The organism is Paenirhodobacter hankyongi (assembly GCF_003664585.1).
In the GTDB taxonomy this organism is placed as follows: Bacteria; Pseudomonadota; Alphaproteobacteria; order Rhodobacterales; family Rhodobacteraceae; genus Rhodobacter; species Rhodobacter hankyongi.
This window is the reverse complement of sequence record NZ_RCHI01000008.1, coordinates 148,522-164,666: the sequence shown is the minus strand read 5'-3', so window position 1 is coordinate 164,666 and position 16,145 is coordinate 148,522. Positions and strand designations below refer to the sequence as shown.

Sequence of the window (16,145 nt, the reverse complement as noted above, 5' to 3'; positions counted from 1 at the left end):
TTCCAATTGCTTCAAATATCCCGGGGGTGAATGCGCCGCAGGCGCAGAGGGGGCAGCGCCCCCGCCTTTCCCCCTGTGAAACCGGCGGGCGGTTGCCTATCTAGGGAAGGCAAGACACGAGGCAGCGCATTGGGCATTTCCGACATCGCCGACACGCTCACCCGCCAGGTCGAGGGGCTGGGCGCCACCGTTTCCGAGGCGCTGTTCGAGCCGGTGATCCGGCTGGGCGTCACCGGCCTGTCGCGGGCGGGCAAGACGGTGTTCATCACCTCGCTCGTCGCCAACCTGCTCGACCGCGGCCGGATGCCGGCGCTGACCGGGGGCGGAAATATCCGCGCGGCCTTCCTGCAGCCGCAGCCCGACGACACCGTGCCGCGCTTCGACTACGAGCGCCACCTTGCCGCGCTGACCGGTCCCGCGCCGCACTGGCCCGAGGGCACGCGCGCCATCTCCGAGCTGCGGCTGAGCTTTCGCGTGGCCCCCACGGGACTTCTGGGCGGGCTGCGGGGGCTGCGCACCGTGCATCTCGACATCGTCGATTACCCGGGTGAGTGGCTGCTGGATCTGGGGCTGCTCGACCGCAGCTTCGCGCAATGGTCCGAGGCGGTGCTGGCGCGTCTGCCGGGCCGCCCCGAAAGCGCGCCTTTCCTTGCCGCGCTGGCGGCGGCCGACCTGGCCGCCGCCTTCACCGAACCTGCCGCACGGGCGCTGGCCGCGCCCTTCACCGCGCATCTGCATGCCGCGCGCGAGGCGGGCTTTTCCGACTGTTCACCGGGCCGCTTCCTGCTGCCCGGTGAAATGGCAGGTTCCCCAGCGCTCACCTTCGCGCCGCTGCCGCCGGGCGAGTATCCCCGCGGCTCGCTTGGTCGCGAGATGGCGCGCCGCTTCGAGGCCTACAAGGACAAGGTGGTCAAGCCCTTCTTCCGCGAGCATTTCGCCCGCATCGACCGGCAGGTGGTGCTGGTCGACGTGCTCGGCGCGATCCATGCCGGGCCCGCCGCGCTCGAGGATCTGCGCGCCGCGATGGCGGGGATCCTGGCCGCCTTCCGCCCCGGCAAGGCCGGCGTGCTGGCCGCGCTCCTGGGCGCGCGGCGGATCGAGCGCATTCTTTTCGCCGCGACCAAGGCCGACCATCTGCACCATTCGCAGCACGCCCGGCTGACCGCGATCACCGGCGCGCTTCTGCGCGAGGCGAAGGACCGGGCCGATTTCGCCGGGGCGCAGACGCTGGCGCTGTCGCTCGCGAGCCTGCGCACCACCACCGAGGACGTGATCCGCCACGAGGGCGAGGAGCTGCCGGCGCTGCGCGGCCGGCTGGCCGACGGCCGCTCGGTCGCGCTTTTCCCGGGCGATCTGCCCGCCGATCCGGCACAGCTTCTGGCGCCCGCGCGCGAGGGCGCGACGCGCTGGCTCGATGCCGATTACACGCTGATGGACTTCGTGCCTGCCCCCGTCACCCTGCGCCCGGGCGAGGGGCCGCCGCATATCCGTCTTGATCGCGCCGCGGAATTCCTGATCGGAGACAAGCTGTGAAGAAACCCCTGCTGATCGAGATCGAGGAGGCCGCGCCCTCGCCGGCCGAGGCGCCGCCGGTCACCGATCCGGGCGACGCGCCGCCGCCCGAAGGCCGCGCGATGCAGATCGCGGCGCGGATCGCCGCGCGCCCGCCCTCGAAACTCGGCCGCTTCTTCTGGCGCGCTGCCGGGGCGCTTGTGACCTTCCTCGCCTCGGTCGCGGCCTGGCGCTTCGTCGAGGGGCTGTTCGCATCGAACCCGGTGCTGGGCTGGATCGCGACCGTGCTGTTTGCCGCCTTTGTCCTTGCGGCGCTCCTGATCGCGGCGCGCGAGCTTGCGGCCTTTGCCCGGCTCGGTCGGCTCGACCGGGTGCATCGCGAGGTGCTCGAGGCGGCGCAGGCCGATGACCTCGGGCGGGCGCGCAAGGTCGTCACCCATGTCTCGGGGCTTTATGCGGCGCGGGCCGAGATGGACTGGCCGCGCCGGACGCTGGCCGAGCGCGGGCCCGAGCAGCTTGATACCGATACGCTGCTGCGGCTCGTCGAAACCGAGCTGATGGCGCCGCTTGATGCCGCCGCGCGGCTCGAGGTCGAGGCGGCGGCGCGCATGGTGGCGACGGTGACGGCGGTGGTGCCGCTGGCGCTCGCCGATGTCTTTGCCGCGCTCACCGCGAACCTGCGGATGATCCGCCGCGTCGCCGAGATCTATGGCGGCCGCGCCGGCACATTGGGGGCGATGCGGCTTGCGCGCACGGTGATGACCCATCTCGTCGCAACGGGCGCCGTGGCCGCGGGCGACGACCTGATCGAGACGGTGACCGGCGGGCACCTTTTTGCAAAACTCTCGCGCCGCTTCGGCGAGGGGGTGGTGAACGGCGCGCTCACCGCCCGCGTCGGCGTCGCCGCGATCGAGGTGTGCCGGCCGATGCCGTTCCGCGCCCTGCAAAAACCGCGGGTGACGAACCTGACCCGGCGCGCGTTGACCGGGCTCTTCGGTCGCGACAAGGCGCCCGAAGACCCGGCCCCCTGACCGATCTCCCGCCCCTGGCTTTTTCTTGGCAAGAATACTCGAAACCTGCCCGCGGGGCAGGGTGGCTCAGCGCAGGTTCGGCACCGCGCCGGGGGCGCGCCCGACATCCTCGACCCCCTGGCGCAGACCAAGGCCGATGCGATGCGCGAGCGCAGACCAGCCTGCCGCCGCCTCGGGCGCAAGGCTTTGCTTCAGCACCGCGTCGAAGGTGCCGAGCCAGTCGGGGAAGTGCCCGGGCGCCACGTTGCCCGCACGGCGATGCGCCATCATCGGGCTGCCCTCGTAGCCGGGCGCATGCAGGATCGCCCCCTTCCAGAACCGCGCGATCTTCGCCTCATGCGCGGGCCAGTCGGTGACATGGGCGGCAAAGATCGGGGCAAGCTCGGGGTGGGCGCGCACGCGCCTGTAGAAGCGCTGCACGACAAGGTCGATCTCGGCCTCGGTGATCTCGAAACGCGGCGGAATGGCGGTCATGCGGGTCTCCTTCCCGACCCGAGCTAGGGCACAGGGGCAGGCGCGTCCAGCGACAGGATGTCTCAGCGGTCCTCGAACAGCTCGCCCTGCGGCGGCGGCGCGGCACCCGGAACAGGCGGTGCGTCCAGGCCGAGGTGGCGCCAGGCCCGTTGGCCGAGCATCCGCCCGCGCGGCGTGCGCTGCACCAGCCCCTGCTGCAGCAGGTAGGGCTCGATCACTTCCTCGATCGCGTCGCGGCTTTCCGACAGCGCCGCCGACAGCGTCTCCACGCCCACCGGGCCGCCGCCGTAATGCTCGGCCATCAGCATCATGTAGCGCCGGTCGGCGCCATCGAGGCCGAGATGGTCGACGCCGAGCCGGGTGAGCGCCCGGTCGGCGATGGCGCGGGTCAGCCGGCCATCGCCCTCGACCAGTGCGAAATCGACGACGCGGCGTAGCAGGCGGCCGGCGATGCGCGGTGTGCCGCGGGCGCGCTTGGCGATCTCGCGGGTGCCGTCCGGGTCGGCCGGAATGCCCAGAAGCCGCGCGCCGCGCGCGACGATCAGGTCAAGCTCGTCCTCGGTGTAGAACTGCAGCCGCGTCGGGATGCCGAAGCGGTCGCGCAAGGGCGTCGTCAGCAGGCCGAGGCGGGTCGTGGCGCCGACGAGGGTGAAGGGCTGCAGCTCGATCCGCACGGTGCGCGCGGCCGGGCCCTCGCCGATCACCAGATCGAGCTCGAAATCCTCCATCGCCGGATAGAGGACTTCCTCGACCGCCGGGTTCATCCGGTGGATCTCGTCGATGAAGAGCACGTCGTTGCGCTCGAGATTGGTCAGGATCGCGGCCAGATCGCCCGCCTTCGCCAGCACCGGGCCCGAGGTCATCTTGAAATTGACGCCAAGCTCGCGCGCCATGATCTGTGCGAGCGTGGTCTTGCCAAGGCCGGGCGGGCCGTGGAACAGCGTGTGGTCCATCGCCTGGCCGCGCATCTTCGCGCTTTCGATGAAGACGCGCAGGTTCGCCCGCGCCTCGGCCTGGCCCACGAACTCCTCGAGCGCCTGTGGCCGCAGGGCGCGGTCGGAGTCTTCGGGCAGGCGGTCGGGGCGAAGGGTGGGGTCGGGCTCGGTCATCGGTCAGGGCCTTTGTGGCGAGGGCGGGGGCGCTGCCCCCGCGCCCCCGAGGTATTTTCGGCAAGATGAAGGGATCAGTCCTTCGGCGCAAGCAGGCGCAGCGCGGCGCGGATCAGTTTCGCGGTGTCGGTCGCTTCCGGGTTTTCCGCGGCCTGGGCGACGGCACTGGCCGCCTCGGACGGGTTGTAGCCGAGGTTGGTGAGGGCCGAGAGCGCCTCGGCGGTGAAGTTCACCTTCGGGGTCGCGGCGGGGGCCGGGCGGATGCGGGGCTTCGGCGCCGTCTCGATCCCCTCGTCGGAGGGGGCGGTGTCGACGGTCAGCGTGCCGCCCATGGCCATCACCGTCGGCGCCTTGTCCTTCAGCTCCATCACCACGCGCTGTGCAAGCTTCGGCCCGACGCCGGGGGCCGCCTTGATCGCCGACGCGTCGCCAAGCGCAAGCGCGCGGCCCAGGCCCTCGGGGCCGAGCGTGCCGAGAATGGCGAGCGAGGCCTTGGCGCCGATCCCCTGCACCGAGGTCAGCAGCCGGTGCCATTCCTTCTCGAGCAGCGTCGGGAAGCCGAAGAGCTGCAACAGGTCCTCGCGCACCAGCAGGTCGGTATAGAGCGCGCAGGCCTCGCCCACCGGCGGCAGGCTCGAGGCGGTGCGGGTCGAGACATGGACGATATAGCCCACCCCGCGCACGTCGATCAGCACGTGATCCATGGCGCGGTGCAGGATGGTGCCGGCGATGCGGCCGATCATTGCGCGGCCCTCCGGATCCGGGCCTGACCGGCGGTGATCTCGATCGCGCCGCGGCCGAGCTGGGCGGCGTTGGCGCGATGTGCCGATTGCAGGTGATGGGCGTGGCAGATCGCGATCGCCAGCGCATCGGCGGCGTCGGGCCCCTCGAAGGTGACGCCGGGCAGCTGATGGCGGACCATGTGCTGCACCTGGCCCTTGTCGGCATGGCCGACGCCGACCACCGCCTTCTTGATCGCATTGGGCGCATATTCGCCGACAGGGATGCCGGCCTGCGCCGGCACCAGCAGCGCGATGCCGCGCGCCTGGCCGAGTTTCAGCGTCGCCACCGCGTCCTTGTTGACGAAGGTCTGTTCGACCGCTGCCGCCTCGGGGGCGAAGCGGGCGACGACCTCGGTCAGGCCTTCGTGCAGGGTGACGAGGCGCAGCGCCAGCTCCTCGCCGGCCGAGTGGATGATGCCGTTGCCGAGGTGGCGCAGGCGCGAGCCCTCCATCTCGATCACGCCCCAGCCGAGGTTTCGCAACCCCGGATCGATTCCGATCACCCGCATCCTGCTCGCCCTTCGCTGTGGCATTTTTCCAACGACTAGCACGAAAAGTGAACATCGCAAACAGGAAAGCCCCCGGCGGGGATCGGCGGAGACGGCTGCGAAACCGGGCGGAATGCGCGTTCGGCCGCTCTGCTGCGCTGCAGAATGACCGGTTTTGCCGGCGTTCTGCCAGGTGCCCGCGATCCCTGGCTTCGCTGTGTTGCGGCATGCAGAAAACGCATGGCGGGACTGCCCGTGCCGCTGTTGTTTTTGCAAATGGCCACCTCTATGTGCGGTGTCACAAGGGCATTGCCCAGCAAATACGCAGTTTGTGAAAACCTAAGGAAAACGCGAAATGTCCGCTATCGACACCAACCGGGTGCTCGGCCGCGCTGGCCACACCAGCCCCTTCTCGAAACTGATCGACGCCGTCGTCGCCTGGAATGACGCGCGCGTGACCCGCAATGCGCTGGCCAAGCTGAGCGACCGCGAGCTGAGCGACATCGGCCTGACCCGCTACGACGCCGAGCACATGGGGCTCTGACGTGAGCGCCGCAATCGGTAGGGCCGCGCAGGCGTGACGCCGCGCGGCCCTTTCCGTTTCTGCCGACCCTCCCGAGCCGGCACCCTCCCCCGAAATCAGTAGATCAGCCGGTGCAGCAGGTCTCCGATGCCCCGCGTGACGGGATCGGCATGCAGCACCCAGGCCCCGACCTGTTCCGGCAGCGTGCCCTGTGCCAGGGCGCCGACGCGGGCATCATAGGTCTCGGCGCCGAGCTGGGCGAAGATCGCCCCCTTGAACAGCAGCGCGCCGACGAAGAGCAGGGCGATCGCCCGGAACGGGATCGCCCGGCGGCTCCGCGGCCGCATCGAGTCGAAATAGGAACGCCCGAGCGCCCCCGTCGCCTCGAAGGCGCCACCGGCCGCGTGGATCCGGTCGATCCGCGCAAGCCGCTTCTCGAAACTCTTCAGGCCATGGTCGCTCATGGTCACACTCCCCGGTCCACTCACCACGTCATCCGAATGACATGCCTAACAAGGCATTAATGGATTATGGCGCAAATGCGGCCGAGGTGCGAACGATCAATTGCGGCATTATTTCCGCTGCATCACCAATGTCGTCCAGTCGCCGTATTCGTCGCGCGAAACAAGGGTAAATCCCTGGGCTTCGTAGGCGGCGATCACCTCGTCGGCCTGTTCATGCAGGATGCCCGACAGGATCACGTGCCCTGATTCGGCGCAGAACCGCCCCATGTCGGGGGCGAGCGAGATCAGTGGCGCCTTCAGGATGTTGGCGAAGATCAGGTCGAAGGGGGCGGCGGCCTCGATCTGCGGATGGGCGAAACCCGCCGCTTCGAGGCAGATCACCCGGCCCGCAAGCCCGTTCGCCACGACATTCGCCGCCGCCGTCTCGACCGCCACCGGGTCGATGTCAGAGGCCAGCACCGTCTCGGGCCAGAGCTTTGCAGCCGCCATCGCCAGCACCGCGGTGCCGCAGCCGATGTCGGCGACGTTCCGTGCCCGCAGCCCGGCCCGTTCCAGCCGGTCGAGCGCGCTCAGGCAGCCGAGCGTGGTGCCATGGTGGCCGGTGCCGAAGGCCATCGCCGCCTCGATCAGCAGCGGCACGGACTCGGTGGGCACCTTGTCGGCGTCGTGGCTGCCATAGACGAAGAAGCGGCCGGCGACGACCGGGGCGAGTTCACGTTTCACATGCGCGACCCAGTCGGTCTCGGGCAGTTCCGACACCACGAAATGCGTCGCCCCATGCGCGGCGGCGAGCAGGTCGAGCACCACGCCGTCCGGCGCGGCGAGGAAATACGAGCCGACCTCCCAGCGATCCGAGCCATCCTCGATCTCGAAGACGCCCACACCATAGGGCGCGGGATCGAGGTCCTCGATCCGTTCGGCCAGCGCCTCGGCGGCGTCGCGATCATCGAGGGTGCAGAAGGCGGTGAAGGTGGGCATGGCGGCTCCTTTCGGGTTGTGTCCGCAATGGCGCGAAGCGCGCCACAGGTCAAGCCGGCGCGCATTTCCTTTGACAGAAGGGGGGGCGCGCGCTATCGGGCGGACATGATCGCACGGACCACCCATATCGCTCGTCCCCGACGTCGCCGCGCCAGCGCCTGACGTCCGATCGCCCGTGGCCCATCGCCACATTTCCCAGCAAACCCGCCGAAATCCGGCCAAAGCCGTTGACAGCCCCCCGGGTGTCGGGCACGCCTTTGGCCTTCCTTTCTGGAGACTGACGATGATTTCTTCCGTCCTGCCCACCTATAATCGCGCGCCCCTCGCCTTCGTGAAGGGTGCGGGCTCCTGGCTCGAGACGGCGGACGGCACCCGATACCTCGACCTTGGCGCCGGGATCGCGGTGAACGCCCTCGGCCATGCCGCCCCGGTCCTTGTCGAGGCGCTGACCGAACAGGCGCACAAGGTCTGGCACGTGTCGAACCTCTACCAGATCCCCGAGCAGCAGAAGCTTGCCGACGCGCTGGTCGAGAAGACCTTCGCCGACACCGTGTTCTTCACCAACTCGGGCACCGAGGCCTGCGAGCTCGCGGTGAAGATGGCGCGCAAGTACTGGTACGAGAAGGGCGCGCCCGAGCGGGTCGAGATCATCACCTTCCGCGGCGCCTTCCATGGCCGCTCCTCGGCGGCGATCGCCGCGGCGGGGTCGGAGAAGATGGTGAAGGGCTTCGGCCCGGTGCTGCCGGGCTTCGTCCATCTCGACTGGCTCGACCTCGAGGCGGTGAAGGCGGCGGTGTCGGAGAAGACCTGCGCGATCATGCTCGAGCCGGTGCAGGGCGAGGGCGGCATCCGGCCCGCGCCCGACGCCTTCCTGAAGGCGCTCAAGCAGATCTCGGAAGAGACCGGCACGCTTCTGATCTTCGACGAGGTGCAATGCGGCATGGGCCGCACCGGGCGGCTCTTTGCGCATGAATGGTCGGGTGTGACGCCCGACATCATGATGGTGGCGAAGGGCATCGGCGGCGGCTTCCCGCTCGGCGCGGTGCTCGCGACCGAGGCGGCCGCGGCAGGCATGACCGCGGGCACCCACGGTTCGACCTATGGCGGCAACCCGCTCGGCTGTGCGGTCGGCGCGAAGGTGATGGAGATCGTGGCCGAGCCCGGTTTCCTCGCTGCGGTGAACGCCAAGGGCGGCTTCCTGCGCCAGCGCCTCGAGGGGCTCGTGGCCGCGCATCCCGAGATCTTCGAGGAAGTGCGTGGTGTCGGCCTGATGCTCGGGCTGAAATGCAAGGTGGCGCCGGGCGAGCTGGTGGCGGCGGGCTATGCCGAACATCTGCTGACCGTCGCCGCGGCGGACAATGTGCTGCGCATCCTGCCCGCGCTGACGATCACCGAGGAGGAGATGGCCGAGGCGGTGTCGCGCCTCGATGCTGCCGCCACCGCCCTTGCGAAACCCGCGGCCTGAGTTTCCGGCCCACGCTCCGGAGGTCCGGGGGCTCTGCCCCGGCCGCCGTCAGAAAGACGAACCGATGACCAATTTTCTCGACATCCACACCACCGACGCCACCGAACTGCGCAAGATCATCGATTCCGCGCGCGCGATGAAGGACGCCCGCGCCGGCCGCCCGAAGGGCGCGCCCGACGACGAGCAGCCGCTTGCCGGCTGCATGGTTGCGCTGATCTTCGAGAAACCCTCGACCCGCACCCGCGTCAGCTTCGACGTCGGCGTGCGCCAGCTCGGCGGGCAGACGATGGTGCTCTCGGGCAAGGAAATGCAGCTCGGCCATGGCGAGACCATCGCCGACACCGCGCGGGTTCTGTCGCGCTATGTCGACATGATCATGATCCGCACCTTCGAGGAGGCGACGCTGCTCGAGATGGCGGAATACGCCTCGGTGCCCGTCATCAACGGGCTGACGAACCGCACCCACCCGTGCCAGATCATGGCCGACATCGTGACCTACGAGGAACACCGCGGCCCGATCGCCGGGCGCAAGGTGGTGTGGTCGGGCGACGGCAACAACGTCTGCGCGTCCTTCCTGCAGGCGGCGGGGCAGTTCGGCTTCGACCTCACCTTCACCGGGCCGCAGACCCTCGACCCCGAGCGCGAATGGATCGACTTCGCCCGCTCGAAAGGGGTGACGGTCGAGATCGAGCGCGACCCGGCGAAGGCGGTCGAGGGCGCGGATCTGATCGTCACCGACACCTGGGTCTCGATGCACGACCCGGAATCGGCGAAGGAACGGCGTCACAACCAGCTGCGCCCCTATCAGGTGAACGAGGCGCTGATGGCGAAGGCGAAGCCCGACGCGCTGTTCATGCATTGCCTGCCAGCGCATCGCAACGACGAGGCGACCTCGGCGGTGATGGACGGGCCGCATTCGGTGATTTTCGACGAGGCGGAGAACCGGCTGCACGCGCAGAAGGCGGTGATGCGCTGGTGTCTCGGAAAGTGAGCCCCCTAGGGCGGTGCGCAATTGCCAGTCTGCGCCCGTCATGATTTGCTTTCTGCCGGGCGTAGCGTCGCGCCCGGTCAGAATGGCCTGATTTGAGATGTCAGAATTTCCAGTGAATGCCGCCCCCGCGGAAGGGGCACCCCCTGCCGGAATGGCCGATGCGCGCCAGGACAAGCCGCTCCCCGCCGCGATGCGCTATGGCCGCGGGGCGATGAACCTGACTGATCTCGCCGACCGCTTCGGGTCGGACAAGGGGTCGACCAAGCACCGCTATGCCGAACTCTATCAGATGCTGTTCCTGCCGCACCGTGAGCGGGCGCTCAATTTCCTGGAAATGGGCCTGCAGATCGGCGGACCCGAGCACGGCAACAGCGCCGACCGGCAGACCACGGATGCGCCGTCGGTGCGGATGTGGCTGGAGTATTTCCCCGAGGCGCGGATCTTCGGCCTCGACGTGTCGGATTTCAGCTGGTTCCAGGACCCGCGCTTCACCTTCCTGCGCTGCAACATGGATGAGCGCGAGAACATCCGGGCCGCGGCCGAGGCGCTGCCCGAGCTCGATATCGTCATCGACGATGCCTCGCATGCCTCGCATCATCAGCAGTTCGCCTTCCTCGAGCTCTTTCCCAGGCTGGCCTCTGGCGGGCTCTACATCATCGAGGACCTGCGCTGGCAGCCCGCCACCTACGAGCGTCCCGGCATCACCCGTACCGGCGACCTGTTTCGGGTCTATTCGGAAAGCGGCGTCTTCCGGCACAGCGATCCGGCGATGGCGGCGGAATTCTCGGCGCTGCGGGCCGACATCTCGGGCTGCTTCGTGTTTCAGGCCCATTACAACAAAGGCCTGCGCGATCAGGTCGCGGTGATCCACAAGCGCTGAGCCGGCTCAGGTGCCGCGCGGTTTCGCCCGCGTCGTCGGGTCGGCCTCGCGCGGGTTCTCGGGCCAGGGATGGCGTGGGTATCTTCCGCGCATCTCCTTGCGCACCTCGGCATAGGAGCCGTCCCAGAAGCCGGGCAGGTCCATCGTGACCTGGATCGGCTTCGAGCCCGGCGAGAGCAGCGCGATGCGCAGCGGGTGGCGCCTTTGCCCGACCGTGGGGTGAATGGTGACGCCATACATCTCGGGCAGTTTCACCTCGATTGTCGGCACCTCGCCCGAGTAGTCGATCGGCACGCGCCGGCCGAGCGGCGTCTCGAAATGGCCGGGCACGAGACGGTCGAGCTCGGCCATCTGCTCCCAGCTCAGCTGGGCGCGCAGAGCCTCGGTCAGGTCGAGCGCGCGCAGCTCGGCCTCGGTCCGCTTGCCGCGCAGGAAAGGGAGCAGCGCCTCGCCCGCCAGAAGTGCGCCGTCCGTGAGATCGGGCAGGGCGGCACCATCGGCACGCAGGATCTCGACCCGGGCACGGAAGCGTGCGGCGGCCGGGGAGAACGTGAGCCCGATCTGGCGCAGCCCGTCGAGCGCGCCGCGGGCGAGGGCCTCGGGCGGGGCCTCGGGCCAGTGCCGGTCTTCGAGGACGAGGGCACCGAAACGCTCCTGTCGGCGCGCCACCACCCGGCCCTCGCGCTTCGACCATTCGCAGACGTCGTGCCAGCCGATCTGAGCGGCGTAGAGGCGGCGCAGCTCGGCATCGGCCAGGGCAACCCCCTGGCGCACGCGCGCCTCGCGCGGGTCGCCGTCGAGGTCGGAGGCGACGATCAGGCGGTGCTTGCCAAGGGCATCGGTCTCGTCCACCACCGCGCCCTTGCCGCCCGAAAGCACATAGCGCGCGGCCTCGCCCTTGCGCCGCAGCCCGATCCGGTCGGGATAGGCCAGCGCAAGCTGCTCGGCGAGAGAGAAGCGTTCAGTGCCGGGCGTGACGAGACGGGCGAGGCGTTTCGCCTCGATCCGGATGCGCTCGACCGCGCCGCGGTGCACCGGCCAGGGGTGATCGGCCTCGAAGCGGCCCGGATTGGCGATCGCGGCAAGGCGCAGGGCAAGGTCGGCGGGGGCGCCGCGGATCGGGTCGCGCTCCTCGAGCGTCGCGGCGAGCGTCGCCGCCGCGGGCCCGGCGGTCACCAGCATATGGGCGAGCCGCGGGTGCAGCGGCAGCGCGGCAAGCGCCCGGCCATGGGCGGTGATCCGCGTGCCCTCGAGTGCGCCGAGGCCGTGCAGCAGGGCCCTCGCCTCGGCGAGGGCCGGGGCGGGCGGCGGCGTCAGGAAGGCGAGATCGGAGCCGTCCGAGCCCCATTGCGCGAGCTCGAGCGCGAGGCCGGCGAGATCGGCCACTGCGATCTCGGGCGGGGCAAAGGCCGCGAGCGCCCCCTCCTCGCCCTTCGTCCAGAGCCGGTAGCAGGTGCCCTCGGCGACGCGGCCGGCACGACCGCGGCGCTGCTCGGCCTCGGCGCGGCTCACCCGCTCGGTGACCAGCCGTGCCATGCCCGAGGCCGGATCGAAGCGCAGCCGCCGGGCGCGGCCGGCATCGACGACAATGCGGACGTCCTCGATGGTGAGCGAGGTCTCGGCGATCGCCGTTGCCAGCACCACCTTGCGGCCCTGCGCGGCGGGCGCGATGGCGGCGCGCTGTGCGGCGAAATCCATCGCGCCGAAGAGCGGGCGGATCGCCACATCGGCGGGCAGGCGGCCCTTCAGCAGCGCCTCGGTGCGGCGGATCTCGCCTTCGCCGGGCAGGAAGACCAGGACGCCGCCGCTGCTTTCGGCGACCGCCTCAGTGACCAGCCCGGCCACCGCCGCCTCGAGCCGCATCCCCGCGGCGACGGGGCGGCCGAGCCAGCGGGTCTCGACCGGGAAGGCGCGGCCCTCCGACACGATCACCGGCGCATCGTCGAGAAGCGCCGCCACCGGCCCGGCATCGAGCGTTGCCGACATCACCACGATCGCCAGATCCGGGCGCAGCGCCCCCCGCGCCTCCCAGGCGAGTGCGAGGCCGAGGTCGGCGTTCAGCGAGCGTTCATGGAACTCGTCGAAGATCAGGCAGCCGATGCCCGTCAGCTCGGGGTCGGATTGCAGCATCCGGGTGAGGATGCCCTCGGTCACCACCTCGATGCGGGTGGCCTTCGACACCTTCGTCTCGCCACGGATGCGGTAGCCGACGCGCCCGCCGACGGGCTCGCCGAGCGTCTCGGCCATGCGCTCGGCCGCGGCGCGCGCGGCAAGGCGGCGCGGTTCCAGCATCACGATCCGGCCCGCGACATGGTCGAGAAGCGCGAGCGGCACCCGCGTGGTCTTGCCGGCGCCAGGCGGCGCCATCAGCACCACGCGCCCCGCGCGCATCAGCGCCGAGGCGAGGTCGGGCAGAACCGTGTCTATGGGCAGTCGGTCTTTCACCCGGCCCTTATCGCCGTTTCAGCCGGCCGGTGCCATAGATCGTGTCGGTGTTGATCTCGACCACCTGCAGGCGCTTGCCGTCGGGCGTGGGGGCATAGATCAGGGTGAAGGGGAAGCGGCTCTTCTCCTTCATGTCCTTGGCCGAGAAGCCCTCGAGCCGGCGATACTCGCCCGTGCAGGTGACGCCGTCGCCATCGGCCTGCGGCGCGTTCAGGCTGACCTGGCTGCGCCGGGCGCCGTCATACATGGTGACGTTCAGCTTGCAGGCCTCGTCGCGGTCGACATCGCGCAGCACCGCGTAAAGCGCGGTGAGCGGGTCGATCGTGCCGCCCTGCTTGGCCGGGTCGACATCGGTCTTGCGCGGCTTGCGCGGCGGGTTGCGGCTGACCGAGACCGGCGTGCCGTTCTGATAGACGATCACATGTTCCGATTCGTCGCCCGGCCGGTTCGCGGTCTCGTCGAAGCGCTGCGGGGTGAAGGTGCCCGCGGCATAGCTGCCGGCGACCGTCGCGTCATAGCGGATCTTGCGCAGGAAGCCGAGCAGGCCGGTGGTCTCGAGCGTGCCGTTCGCGCCGTAATTGGCCCCCTCGATCTTGCCGTTGATGCTGAGCCGGCCCGCCGAGACGCCGCGCAGCGAGACGTCGAAGACGATGCGGTCGGTCTGGTCCGCGTGGAGCGGCGCGGCGAGACACAGCGTCGCAGCCAGCGCACCGGCGAGCGGCAGGGTGGCGCGGCGCAGGGGGTTCGGAAACGCGCGGATCATGGCTCTCCTCGGAAACACGGCCTTCGCACTGGACATACACTGCCCGATGGGGGCAGAAAACCGAAACCGTTTCACGATCCGCTGAGGGATCGTGCGTCCTGCCCCGTCAGCGAAGGCCCGCCGATGACCGATCCGATTTCCGCCGCTCCCGTCTCCGATCCTCTCGTCGCCGATATGGTGCCACGCATCCTTGCGGGCGAGCGGCGGGCGCTGGCGCGGGCGATCACGCTGGTGGAATCGGGGCGGGCGGATCACCGCGCGCAGGCCGCGGCGCTGCTCGAGGCGCTTGCGGGCGCCGGCCGGCAGGCGCTGCGGGTCGGGCTGTCGGGCACGCCCGGCGTCGGCAAGTCAACCTTCATCGAGAGCTTCGGCCTGATGCTGACCGCGCAGGGGCTGAAGGTCGCGGTGCTGGCGGTCGACCCGTCCTCGGCGCGCTCGGGCGGCTCGATCCTTGGCGACAAGACGCGGATGGAGCGGCTGTCGCGCGATCCGATGGCCTTCATCCGGCCTTCGCCGAGCCAGGCGCAGCTGGGTGGCGTGGCGCGGCGCACCCGCGAGGCGGTGGCCCTGTGCGAGGCGGCGGGGTTCGATGTGGTGCTGATCGAGACCGTGGGGGTGGGCCAGTCCGAGACCCTGGTGGCCGAGATGACCGACCTGTTCATCCTGCTCATGGCGCCCGCGGGCGGCGACGAGTTGCAGGGGGTCAAGCGCGGCATCATGGAGATGGCCGACATGATCCTGGTGAACAAGGCCGATGGCGATCTGAAGCCCGCAGCGATGCGCACGGTCAGCGATTACGCCGGGGCGCTGCGGCTTCTGCGCAAGCGGCCGCAGGACCCCGAGGGCTTCCCGAAGGCGCTGCCGGTCTCGGCGCTTGAGGAGCAGGGGCTGAAATCGGCCTGGGACGAGATGTCGACGCTGGCCGCCTGGCGCCGCGAGCATGGCCATTTCGACCGCCGTCGCGCGGCGCAGGCGCGGCACTGGTTCGAAAGCGAGGTGCGTGAGGGGCTTCTGGCCCGGCTGCACCGCGACCCCGAGATCCGCGCGAAGATGGACGCGCTTGGCGCCGCCGTGGCCCGTGGCGAGGCCGCTCCTGCGGCGGCCGCGGCCGAGATGCTGGCCGCCCTCGGCGCCTGAGAAAACCCCCAAGGCAACGAAAAACGCCGCCCCTCGGGGCGGCGTTTCGCTGTGCTGCAGGGGGCAGGCTCAGTTCGACATGTTCATGCCGGGCATGGCGCCATGGTCCATGCCGTTCATGTTCATCTGGCCGGCGGCGGGGGCGGCGGCGGCCGGCACGCGCTTCAGATCGACCGGAATGTCGACCGGAACCTCGCCCGCCTTCTCGAAGGTCAGCACCACATGCACGGTGTCGCCGTCGTTCAGCGGCTGCTTCAGCCCGAGGAACATCACATGGTCGGAGCCGCGCTGCAGGATGTGTTCGCCATGGGCTGGCACCGGGAAGCCTTCCTTCACCTCGACCATCTTCATCACGCCATTGGCATCGGCGATATGGGTGTGCAGCTCGACCCGCTCGGCGATGTCGGAGGCCGCGCCGACCAGCCGGTCATCGCTGGCGCCGGCATTCTCGATGCGCATGAAGGCGGCGCCGGATTTCGACATCATCGTCGAGGCGATGGCATAGGGGTCCGTGATCGTGATGTCGCCGGCAAGAGCGGGCGCGGCAAGAAAGACCGCCGCGGCGGTCGCAAGAAGGGAAGTGCGGAACATGAAGGGTCCTCGGTCTGTCCAGAAGCGTTCGGAATGCGAAGGGATCAGACGAAAGCCGGCGGATCGCGCGCCCGGGGCTGGGGCACCAGGCTGCCCCGCAGCGGCGCGGGGGCGGGCGCCTCGACCCGCTCCACCCGTCCCTCGGGACGCGTGAGGACCGGGGGCGGCGTATCGAGCGCGGCCATCATGCCAAGCACCATGTCCGGGCACAGATGGACGGGGCCTGTGGGATTGCCCTCGTCGTCCACCGTGACCATGGTGATGCCGTAGCCGGTGCAGATCACGATCTCGCCGGCAATCCGCGCCTGCCCCCGGGCGACGGCCATGGTCAGGCTCGTCACCGCGAGGATCGTCGCCATCAGGGCGATGAAGAGGGGGCGCAGGGATCGCACGGACATGAGGGCAGCATATCCGCGCGCCTGGGGGCGCGCCAGAGGCCCTTTCACGTCATCGTGACGCAGGCAAAACGAAAAGGCCCCGCCGAAGCGAGGCCTTTCGAAACATCGGGAAAT

Annotated in this window: 17 protein-coding genes; 7 read left to right on the top strand and 10 right to left on the bottom strand. The window is 69.9% G+C overall.

All coding sequences use genetic code 11. The features are described 5' to 3' along the window. The first annotated feature begins 129 nt into the window (after window positions 1-129). A complete protein-coding gene (locus DYS74_RS10815) occupies window positions 130-1,533 on the top strand; it encodes a YcjX family GTP-binding protein (protein ID WP_245965262.1) in 1,404 nt (467 codons plus the stop codon). Then, window positions 1,530-2,543: a YcjF family protein gene (locus DYS74_RS10810; RefSeq protein ID WP_121533693.1), complete on the top strand. Its 1,014-nt coding sequence runs from the start codon at window positions 1,530-1,532 to the stop codon at window positions 2,541-2,543. The genes DYS74_RS10815 and DYS74_RS10810 overlap by 4 nt, the downstream gene beginning before the upstream one ends. A 66-nt stretch (window positions 2,544-2,609) precedes the next feature. On the opposite strand, the gene DYS74_RS10805 is transcribed toward DYS74_RS10810, so the two are convergent. The 4 genes from DYS74_RS10805 to ruvC all read right to left on the bottom strand — a co-directional run bounded on the left by DYS74_RS10805 (window position 2,610) and on the right by ruvC (window position 5,417). Continuing rightward, window positions 2,610-3,017 carry a group III truncated hemoglobin gene (locus tag DYS74_RS10805; protein ID WP_121533691.1) on the bottom strand — a complete coding sequence of 136 codons (408 nt, stop codon included), beginning with the start codon at window positions 3,015-3,017 and terminating at the stop codon, window positions 2,610-2,612. Between the two features lie 62 nt (window positions 3,018-3,079). Then, complete coding sequence (ruvB, locus tag DYS74_RS10800; protein ID WP_121533689.1) at window positions 3,080-4,126, bottom strand: Holliday junction branch migration DNA helicase RuvB; 1,047 nt, start codon at window positions 4,124-4,126, stop codon at window positions 3,080-3,082. 74 nt (window positions 4,127-4,200) lie between these two features. After that, complete coding sequence (ruvA, locus tag DYS74_RS10795) at window positions 4,201-4,869, bottom strand: Holliday junction branch migration protein RuvA (RefSeq protein ID WP_121533687.1); 669 nt, start codon at window positions 4,867-4,869, stop codon at window positions 4,201-4,203. Next, on the bottom strand, window positions 4,866-5,417 hold the full coding sequence (gene ruvC / locus DYS74_RS10790) for a crossover junction endodeoxyribonuclease RuvC (protein WP_121533685.1): 552 nt from the start codon (window positions 5,415-5,417) through the stop codon (window positions 4,866-4,868). Before ruvC ends, ruvA begins: the two co-directional genes overlap by 4 nt. A gap of 334 nt (window positions 5,418-5,751) precedes the next feature. Here ruvC and DYS74_RS10785 point away from each other — a divergent pair, with 334 nt between their 5' ends. Next, entirely contained in the window at window positions 5,752-5,940 is a 189-nt protein-coding gene (locus tag DYS74_RS10785) for a DUF1127 domain-containing protein (protein WP_121533683.1), read from the top strand. Window positions 5,941-6,035: 95 nt separating this feature from the next. Here the strand turns inward: DYS74_RS10785 and DYS74_RS10780 are convergent, their stop codons facing one another. Beyond that, window positions 6,036-6,383, bottom strand: a complete 348-nt coding sequence (locus tag DYS74_RS10780; RefSeq protein WP_121533681.1) for a hypothetical protein — start codon at window positions 6,381-6,383, stop codon at window positions 6,036-6,038. A 108-nt stretch (window positions 6,384-6,491) separates the two neighbouring features. Then, complete coding sequence (locus DYS74_RS10775) at window positions 6,492-7,361, bottom strand: 50S ribosomal protein L11 methyltransferase (RefSeq protein ID WP_121533680.1); 870 nt, start codon at window positions 7,359-7,361, stop codon at window positions 6,492-6,494. Between the two features lie 283 nt (window positions 7,362-7,644). On the opposite strand from DYS74_RS10775, the gene DYS74_RS10770 reads away from it, so the two are divergent. The 3 genes from DYS74_RS10770 (at window position 7,645) to DYS74_RS10760 (ending at window position 10,697) form a co-directional block, all read left to right on the top strand. Continuing rightward, complete coding sequence (locus DYS74_RS10770) at window positions 7,645-8,826, top strand: aspartate aminotransferase family protein (RefSeq protein ID WP_121533678.1); 1,182 nt, start codon at window positions 7,645-7,647, stop codon at window positions 8,824-8,826. Window positions 8,827-8,890: 64 nt separating this feature from the next. Continuing rightward, window positions 8,891-9,817, top strand: a complete 927-nt coding sequence (argF, locus tag DYS74_RS10765; protein WP_121533676.1) for an ornithine carbamoyltransferase — start codon at window positions 8,891-8,893, stop codon at window positions 9,815-9,817. 151 nt (window positions 9,818-9,968) lie between these two features. Continuing rightward, window positions 9,969-10,697 (top strand): hypothetical protein, encoded by a 729-nt coding sequence (locus tag DYS74_RS10760; RefSeq protein ID WP_245965261.1) that lies wholly within the window; start codon window positions 9,969-9,971, stop codon window positions 10,695-10,697. A gap of 6 nt (window positions 10,698-10,703) precedes the next feature. On the opposite strand, the gene hrpB is transcribed toward DYS74_RS10760, so the two are convergent. Beyond that, window positions 10,704-13,142 carry an ATP-dependent helicase HrpB gene (gene hrpB / locus DYS74_RS10755; RefSeq protein ID WP_121533674.1) on the bottom strand — a complete coding sequence of 813 codons (2,439 nt, stop codon included), beginning with the start codon at window positions 13,140-13,142 and terminating at the stop codon, window positions 10,704-10,706. Between the two features lie 7 nt (window positions 13,143-13,149). Beyond that, on the bottom strand, window positions 13,150-13,905 hold the full coding sequence (locus tag DYS74_RS10750; RefSeq protein ID WP_121533672.1) for a DUF3108 domain-containing protein: 756 nt from the start codon (window positions 13,903-13,905) through the stop codon (window positions 13,150-13,152). Window positions 13,906-14,079: 174 nt separating this feature from the next. Between DYS74_RS10750 and meaB the strand changes: the two genes are divergently transcribed. Then, window positions 14,080-15,042, top strand: a complete 963-nt coding sequence (gene meaB / locus DYS74_RS10745; RefSeq protein WP_394342955.1) for a methylmalonyl Co-A mutase-associated GTPase MeaB — start codon at window positions 14,080-14,082, stop codon at window positions 15,040-15,042. 69 nt (window positions 15,043-15,111) lie between these two features. Here meaB and DYS74_RS10740 read toward each other — a convergent pair whose 3' ends face one another. After that, window positions 15,112-15,633, bottom strand: coding sequence for a copper chaperone PCu(A)C (locus DYS74_RS10740; RefSeq protein ID WP_121533668.1), 522 nt, complete (start codon window positions 15,631-15,633; stop codon window positions 15,112-15,114). 44 nt (window positions 15,634-15,677) lie between these two features. Next, on the bottom strand, window positions 15,678-16,031 hold the full coding sequence (locus DYS74_RS10735) for a hypothetical protein (protein WP_121533666.1): 354 nt from the start codon (window positions 16,029-16,031) through the stop codon (window positions 15,678-15,680). Between the last annotated feature and the right edge of the window lie 114 nt (window positions 16,032-16,145).